Source organism: Streptomyces sp. NPDC004031 (genome assembly GCF_053604375.1).
In genome coordinates this window covers 49,906-55,905 of the sequence record NZ_JBSGHL010000056.1, presented here as the reverse complement: position 1 = coordinate 55,905, position 6,000 = coordinate 49,906, and the positions used below count along the sequence as shown (strand labels likewise).

Genomic DNA, 6,000 nt, shown 5'->3' with positions numbered 1-6,000 from the left:
TCGACACGGTCCTCGACCGCACCGCCGCGCAGCTCCTCCAGCCGGACGACCTGGGCGGCGGCGAAGGGCGCGTCACCGACGTCGGCGAGCGCCGGACCGCGCCAGAGCGCGAGGGCTTCCCGCAACACCTCGGCGGCCAGGGAGGGTTGTCCGGCGAGCAGCGCGTCCCGGCCCCGGGCAGCGAGCTGCTGGAAGCGGTGCGCGTCCACCTGGCCGGGGTCGATGGCCAGCCGGTAACCCGCGGGGTGCCCCTCGACCGGGACGGGCAGCACCTGGCGCAGCCGGGAGACCTGGGACTGCAGCGCGTTCGCCGCGCCCGCCGGAGGCTCCTCCCCGTACAGCGCGTCGATCAGGCGCTCGGTGCCGACGAGCCGCCCGGCGTCGAGCAGCAGCACCGCGAGCAGCGCGCGCCGCCGTGGGCCGCCCAGCGCCAGTTCGGCGCCGTCCGCGCCCAGGGCCTGTGTCGTACCGAGGATGCCGAACATCACGCCCCGATTGTGTCGCACCGGCGGCAGACAGCACCGATGCGTTCCGTGGGGTGCGTTCGCCCGGGGCGGGGCGCGGGTGGGGGCGCGTCTCAGCAGCCGGCCGCGGGAGAGCAGCCGTCGTCCTCCGCGGGATCGCAGCCGTCGTCCGTGGAGCCGTGCGCGGCGGCGTCGCACGCGGGCAGCGATCCGGACGCGGCGAGCAGCAGCAGGTCGTAAAGGGTGTCGCGCTGGTCGGCGTCCAGCGCGCCGAGCACCTCGTCCTCGACCCCGGCGAGCGAGAACTCTGCCTTGACCAGCACCCGCACCCCCTTCTCGGTGAGCCGCACGATGTGCCGCCGCCGGTCCTCGGGGGAGCGCTGCCGCTCGATCAGCCCGTCGCTCTCCAGCTCGTTGAGCAGGCCGACCACGGTGGCGCGGTCCATCATCAGCGTCGTCGCCAGCGCCTGCTGGGTGCTGCCGCCCTGGTCCCGCAGCACCGTCAGCGCCACCAGATGCCGCGGCCGCAGCCCGAGCGGCGTGAGCACGCCCTCCGCGTGCAGCCGCATGCGCCGAGCGAGCTGGTCCAGCAGCGCACCCGACCGCCGCGAGGGCTGGTTCAGCACGGGCAGGGAGACCATCCACGAATTCTATCCCGACATGCGGGAATCGTGCCGTGCTATAAATCGTTGGCGTAAGACAAATCAATGAGATAGGACAAACGAGATGCCTCACCTTCTGCACATCGACTCCAGCATCCAGGGCGAGCGGTCCACCAGCCGGCGGCTGACCGCCCGCGCCGCTGCCGCGTGGCGCGCGGCTCACCCCGGCGGCACGGTCACCTACCGCGACCTGGGCAGCAACCCGCTGCCGCACCTGACCCCCGCGACCGTGCACGCCGGGATGGTGCCGGAGGCCGACCGCACCCCCGAGCAGGCGGCGGCCTGGGCGCTGAGCCAGGAGGTCGTCGGCGAGGTCCTGGCGGCCGACACCGTCGTCCTCGGCCTGCCCGTCTACAACTGGGGCGCCCCCAGCAGCGTCAAGTCCTGGGTCGACCACCTGATCGCCGTCGGCCTGTCCGTCCACCCCGAGACGCAGGAGGGTCTGCTCGGCGACACCGACTTCGTCGTCGTGGGTTCCCGCGGCGGCGGTTACGCCCCCGGCACCCCGCGCGAGGGCTGGGACCACGCCGAGCAGTGGCTGCCGCACGGCGTCTCCCTGACCGGCCTCGTACCGCGCTTCATCACCGCCGAGCTGACGCTCTCCCGGGTCAACCCGGCGATGACCGAGCTGATCCCGCTCGCCGACAAGAGCCTCGCCGAGGCCGAGCAGGCCATCGACGCCCTGTGGCCGGCCCCCGTCACCGCCTGATCCCCGCCCGCGTCCCGCGCCCCGCGGCACCTCCCGGCAGCCGCGGGGCCCATCGCCGCCCACGCGGAGAACTCCTCGGGCAAGAGGCGCTGATGGGCCTGCAAGCCGCTGTTTCACGTGGAACATCGCCAACGGTGCACGCCGCGCAGGCGGTGGTGCCGCTCTCCGACACCGGGGCTGCCGGGGGGGCGGGCGGATCGACCGAACACAGAACGGATTTGAGCCGGACGACGACACCGCCCGCCCAGCGGGCGGCGCCCCCCGTGAGAGCCCACGTGGACGGCACGGCGGCCGGCGCCGTACGGGGAGCTGCGGGGTCCCGCCCTTCCCGGCAGGACACCGCGAAAAGGGCGGAAAAAAGCCCCGCCTGACCGGCTTCCGCAGGTCAGACAGGGTTCACGGTGTGGAGCCTAGGGGAGTCGAACCCCTGACATCTGCCATGCAAAGACAGCGCTCTACCAACTGAGCTAAGGCCCCGCAACGGAGACAGCGTACCCGGTGGAGCGGGGTCGGCCGAACGGCATTTCCGGGACCTAGGATGGTTTGCGGGATTCGCACGCGCAAACAGGGAGAGGTCATGGACGGCTCGGGCCGTACCGGAGGGGGCGGCCAGGAAGCCGGTGCGCGGGCCCTGGAGGCGCGGGAGTTGCAGCGCGGGTGGTACGGGGAACCGCTGGGCGAGCTCTTCCAGCGGCTCATCGCGGACCTGGGGCTCAACCAGGCGCGGCTCGCGGCGGTGCTGGGGCTGTCGGCGCCCATGCTGTCGCAGCTCAAGAGCGGGCAACGGGCCAAGATCGGCAACCCGGCGGTGGTACAGCGGCTGCAGGCGCTCCAGGAGCTGGCCGTGCAGGTCACCGAGGGCCGGACGGACGCGGTGGAGGCGGCGGCCCGGATGGACGAGATCCGTGACGCGGCCACCGCCTCCGTACTGAGCACGACACACTCCGCCCTCGCCGCCAGGGGTCCGGCCGCCGCCCCCCGCGAGGTGGTGCGCGGCATCCAAGAGGTGCTGCGCTCGGTGGCCTCGGCAGCGGAGGTGGAGCAGGCCGCCCGCTCTCTCGCGCCGCTCCATCCGCACCTGGCAGAGTTCCTCCGTGTGTACGGCGCCGGGCGGACCAGCGAGGCCGTGGCCCACTACGAGGCGCACCGGGACTGACGGACGGCCACGGGGGGAGAGCGGGACGCCATGGGTGAGGTCTTCGCCGGTCGCTACGAACTCGTGGACCCGGTCGGACGCGGTGGCACCGGCGCGGTCTGGCGGGCCTGGGACCAGCGGCGGCGCCGCTACGTGGCCGCGAAGGTGCTCCAGCAGCGCGACGCCCACGCCCTGCTGCGCTTCGTCCGCGAGCAGGCCATGCGCATCGACCACCCGCACGTCCTGGCCCCCGCGAGCTGGGCGGCCGACGACGACAAGGTGCTCTTCACCATGGACCTGGTGCGCGGCGGTTCGCTGTCGCACCTGGTCGGCGACTACGGGCCGCTGCCGCCGCACTACGTGTGCGTGCTGCTCGACCAGTTGCTCGCCGGGCTGCACGCGGTCCACACCGAGGGGATCATCCACCGCGACATCAAGCCCGCCAACATCCTGCTGGAGGCGACCGGCACCGGCACCCCGCACGTGCGGCTGTCGGACTTCGGCATCGCCATGCGGCAGGGCGAACCGCGGCTCACCGACGCGCACTTCGTGGTCGGCACCCCGGGGTATTTCGCGCCCGAGCAGTTGCAGGGCGCCGAACCCGCCGTCGCCGCCGACCTCTACGCGGTGGGGCTGGTCGCCCTCTACCTGCTGAGCGGGCTGCGCCCGGACGCCGAGGCCGTCAACGCCCGCTTCCTCGCCGACGGCGCCCCGCCCGCGCCGAGGGAGGTGCCGCGGCCGCTGTGGCAGGTCCTGGTGGCCCTGCTCCAGTCCGACCCGCAGGCCCGCTTCCGCACCGCCCTCGGGGCGCGCAAGGCGCTGGCGGGTGCCGTCGAGCTGCTGCCCGAGCCGCCGTCGGGGGAGGAGCCGGTCGAGATCTTCGACCAGGTGGGGCCGCTGCCCGAGGGCTTCGGCCCCGACGGGCCGGTGCGGACGGCGACCGGCGGCAGCACGTACGTGGTGGGGCCGTCCGCGGCGGGGGCAGGGACCGGGAGCGCCGGGATCCCTCGGCGGGGCGCGGAGCAGCAGCCGAGCCCCGCCGGGCCCTCCGTCACGCATCCGCCCACCAGGGCGGACGTCCCCGCTTCCGCCGTACCGCCGCCGGGCCCGGCTCCCGCTCCCGAGGCCGCGCCCGCCGTCCCGCAGCCGCCCGTACCGCCGCAGCCGCTGCCGCCGCGCGCGGACGCCGCGGGCGCCGCGACCGCGGGGGCCCGTCGGGGTGCGCACCGGACCGTCCCGCGGCGCAGGCCGGGACCACCGCGCGCGGTGGTGATCCCGGTCCTGGTCGTCGCCGCGCTGTGCTTCGCGGTCGGCATCGTGGCGCTGGCCACGGGCTGAGGCCCCGGCAGGACCGTCCGGCCCGGCGTCACCGCTACCGCGGCGGGCGTTGCTGCGTGACCGTGTCGGCGGCGGCCGGCCGCCGCCGCGCCGCGAGCGTCCACCCGCCCAGCGCCAGCACCAGCACCGTCCCGGCGCCGAGCGCGGCGAAGCCGACCAGGCGCCGCGTGGAGGTGCCGCCGTCCGCGGCGGCCCGGGACGGAGCGGTGCCGTCCGCCGAGGACACGTCGTGCGCGCCGACCCCGATCCCCGCGGCCTTCGGGTCCCCCTCGTAGGCGGGCGCCGCCTGCGCGCTGCCCGCGACCTCGATCCGCAGCGTCACCGGCACGGCGCCCCGCACGAAGGTGGCGACCTCCGGGTGCACGGTGACGGCGACGTAGTACCAGCCCGCGAAGCGCACCGCCGAGACGTCCGAGTCGTCGGCGCCGCGGTTCGCGTACGAGACGGGCGCGAGCTGCTCGTGCAGCGAGCTGGGGGTGCCGTCGTAGGACTCGTCGGTGTCGTCGACCAGCGCGCGCACCGGGTTGAAGACGGCCAGCCGCACACCGCCGCTGGTGAAGCCGGAGTCGTCGGTGACCTCGGCGTTGGAGAAGTCGGCGAAGACGGTCGCCCGCTGGCCCCAATCGACGGGGATCTTGTAGAAGCGCGTCTCGCCCGGCCGGACCGTGTCCTTCCAGATGCCGGTCCGCACCGCCGCCGCGGTCTCCGGGGAGGTGCCGCCCGCCGCCTCGTGCGGGGTCCCGGCGGTCAGCGGGGTGGGGGTCGCGCTGTCGGGGTCGATGCCGGGGTCGCTGCCGGGCACGTGCCCGGCGGGGGCGCCGGCCCTGAGCGGCGGCTCCACGACCCAGCGCAGCTCCAGCGGCCAGGGTGCCGGGTCGGAGGCGCCCTCGCTGGTGCGGTGCACGGACAGCGTGTACTGGTCGGCCTCCTGGCAGAGGTCGTCGGCCGCGATCGTGCGGGAGACCGCGGTGCCCACCGGACGTGCCCCGTCGTCCTCCCCGAAGTGCACGTCGGCGTCGTCGCACTGGTCACCGTCCGCGCTGAGCAGGGTCAGCTCGATGCCGTCGTCGAAGGCCACCCGCGCGCCGGGCGCGGGAAGCGCGAAGGCCGAGGCATAGGCGGAGGAGACGGCGTCGAGCGCGATGCCGTAGTAGCGCGTCTCACCGGGCCGGATCGTGTCGCGGTAGGTGACGCCTGGCTTCATCGCGGGGGCGTCCGCGGTCGTGGCCGCACCGGCGAGCTGCGCGCCCTGCGGCTGCCAGCCTGCGGGAGCGGCGGCCGTACCGCCCGTTCCCCCGGTCACGCCGTCCGCGTGGGCGGGCCCGGCCTGGAGGGCTCCCAGCGCCAGCAGCGCCCCCGTCACGACGGCCCCCGCCACGCGCCGCCCGCCTCCCCCACGGGCGCCGGTACGACGACGGCCCCCGGCACGTATGCCGCCGCATATGCGCCGGAAAACGCAAGACGCGGCATATATACCGAGCCGTTGAGCCGCCCCGGCCCCTAAGGCACGCCGCCCCGCGGCCCACGCCCGCGCACCGTGCTTCCCGGCCCCTGCCGCCCGTATGCGGCGGTGCGGCGCCCCGCGCCCTGTCATGCCCCACCCCTTGTCGTACGGCTCCGCATACGGCGTGCCAGGGCCGTCGCTCCGGGTCCGGCGAGCGATCCGGAGCGGTCACGGTCCCACAACAACGA

6 protein-coding genes and 1 tRNA gene are annotated in these 6,000 nt (G+C 75.2%); 3 read left to right on the top strand and 4 right to left on the bottom strand.

The genetic code is table 11. From position 1 onward, the window contains the following. Both ACWERV_RS28955 and ACWERV_RS28950 read right to left on the bottom strand, forming a co-directional pair. A partial coding sequence (locus ACWERV_RS28955) for an AfsR/SARP family transcriptional regulator (RefSeq protein ID WP_452938523.1) occupies nucleotides 1-485 on the bottom strand: 485 nt, incomplete at its 3' end. A 92-nt stretch (nucleotides 486-577) separates the two neighbouring features. Beyond that, complete coding sequence (locus ACWERV_RS28950) at nucleotides 578-1,105, bottom strand: MarR family winged helix-turn-helix transcriptional regulator (protein ID WP_452938520.1); 528 nt, start codon at nucleotides 1,103-1,105, stop codon at nucleotides 578-580. Between the two features lie 85 nt (nucleotides 1,106-1,190). Here ACWERV_RS28950 and ACWERV_RS28945 point away from each other — a divergent pair, with 85 nt between their 5' ends. Next, the gene (locus ACWERV_RS28945) at nucleotides 1,191-1,835 is read left to right on the top strand and encodes an FMN-dependent NADH-azoreductase (RefSeq protein WP_398175109.1); all 645 of its coding nucleotides are present in this window, start codon (nucleotides 1,191-1,193) and stop codon (nucleotides 1,833-1,835) included. A 404-nt stretch (nucleotides 1,836-2,239) separates the two neighbouring features. Here ACWERV_RS28945 and ACWERV_RS28940 read toward each other — a convergent pair. After that, nucleotides 2,240-2,312: transfer RNA gene (locus tag ACWERV_RS28940), tRNA-Ala, on the bottom strand. 100 nt (nucleotides 2,313-2,412) lie between these two features. Between ACWERV_RS28940 and ACWERV_RS28935 the strand changes: the two genes are divergently transcribed. Together ACWERV_RS28935 and ACWERV_RS28930 are read left to right on the top strand one after the other, a co-directional pair. After that, nucleotides 2,413-2,991, top strand: coding sequence for a DNA-binding protein (locus tag ACWERV_RS28935; protein ID WP_452938517.1), 579 nt, complete (start codon nucleotides 2,413-2,415; stop codon nucleotides 2,989-2,991). Between the two features lie 30 nt (nucleotides 2,992-3,021). Further along, nucleotides 3,022-4,308 carry a serine/threonine-protein kinase gene (locus ACWERV_RS28930; protein ID WP_452938514.1) on the top strand — a complete coding sequence of 429 codons (1,287 nt, stop codon included), beginning with the start codon at nucleotides 3,022-3,024 and terminating at the stop codon, nucleotides 4,306-4,308. A gap of 34 nt (nucleotides 4,309-4,342) precedes the next feature. On the opposite strand, the gene ACWERV_RS28925 is transcribed toward ACWERV_RS28930, so the two are convergent. Next, nucleotides 4,343-5,686: a hypothetical protein gene (locus ACWERV_RS28925; protein WP_452938511.1), complete on the bottom strand. Its 1,344-nt coding sequence runs from the start codon at nucleotides 5,684-5,686 to the stop codon at nucleotides 4,343-4,345. Nucleotides 5,687-6,000: the final 314 nt, after the last annotated feature.

Excerpts from the sequence above, each read along its gene's own strand:
- ACWERV_RS28945 (WP_398175109.1), top strand. The coding sequence starts at position 1,191 with ATGCCTCACCTTCTGCACATCGACTCCAGCATCCAGGGCGAGCGGTCC.
- ACWERV_RS28930 (WP_452938514.1), top strand. The coding sequence starts at position 3,022 with ATGGGTGAGGTCTTCGCCGGTCGCTACGAACTCGTGGACCCGGTCGGA.
- ACWERV_RS28950 (WP_452938520.1), bottom strand. The coding sequence starts at position 1,105 with ATGGTCTCCCTGCCCGTGCTGAACCAGCCCTCGCGGCGGTCGGGTGCG.
- ACWERV_RS28935 (WP_452938517.1), top strand. The coding sequence starts at position 2,413 with ATGGACGGCTCGGGCCGTACCGGAGGGGGCGGCCAGGAAGCCGGTGCG.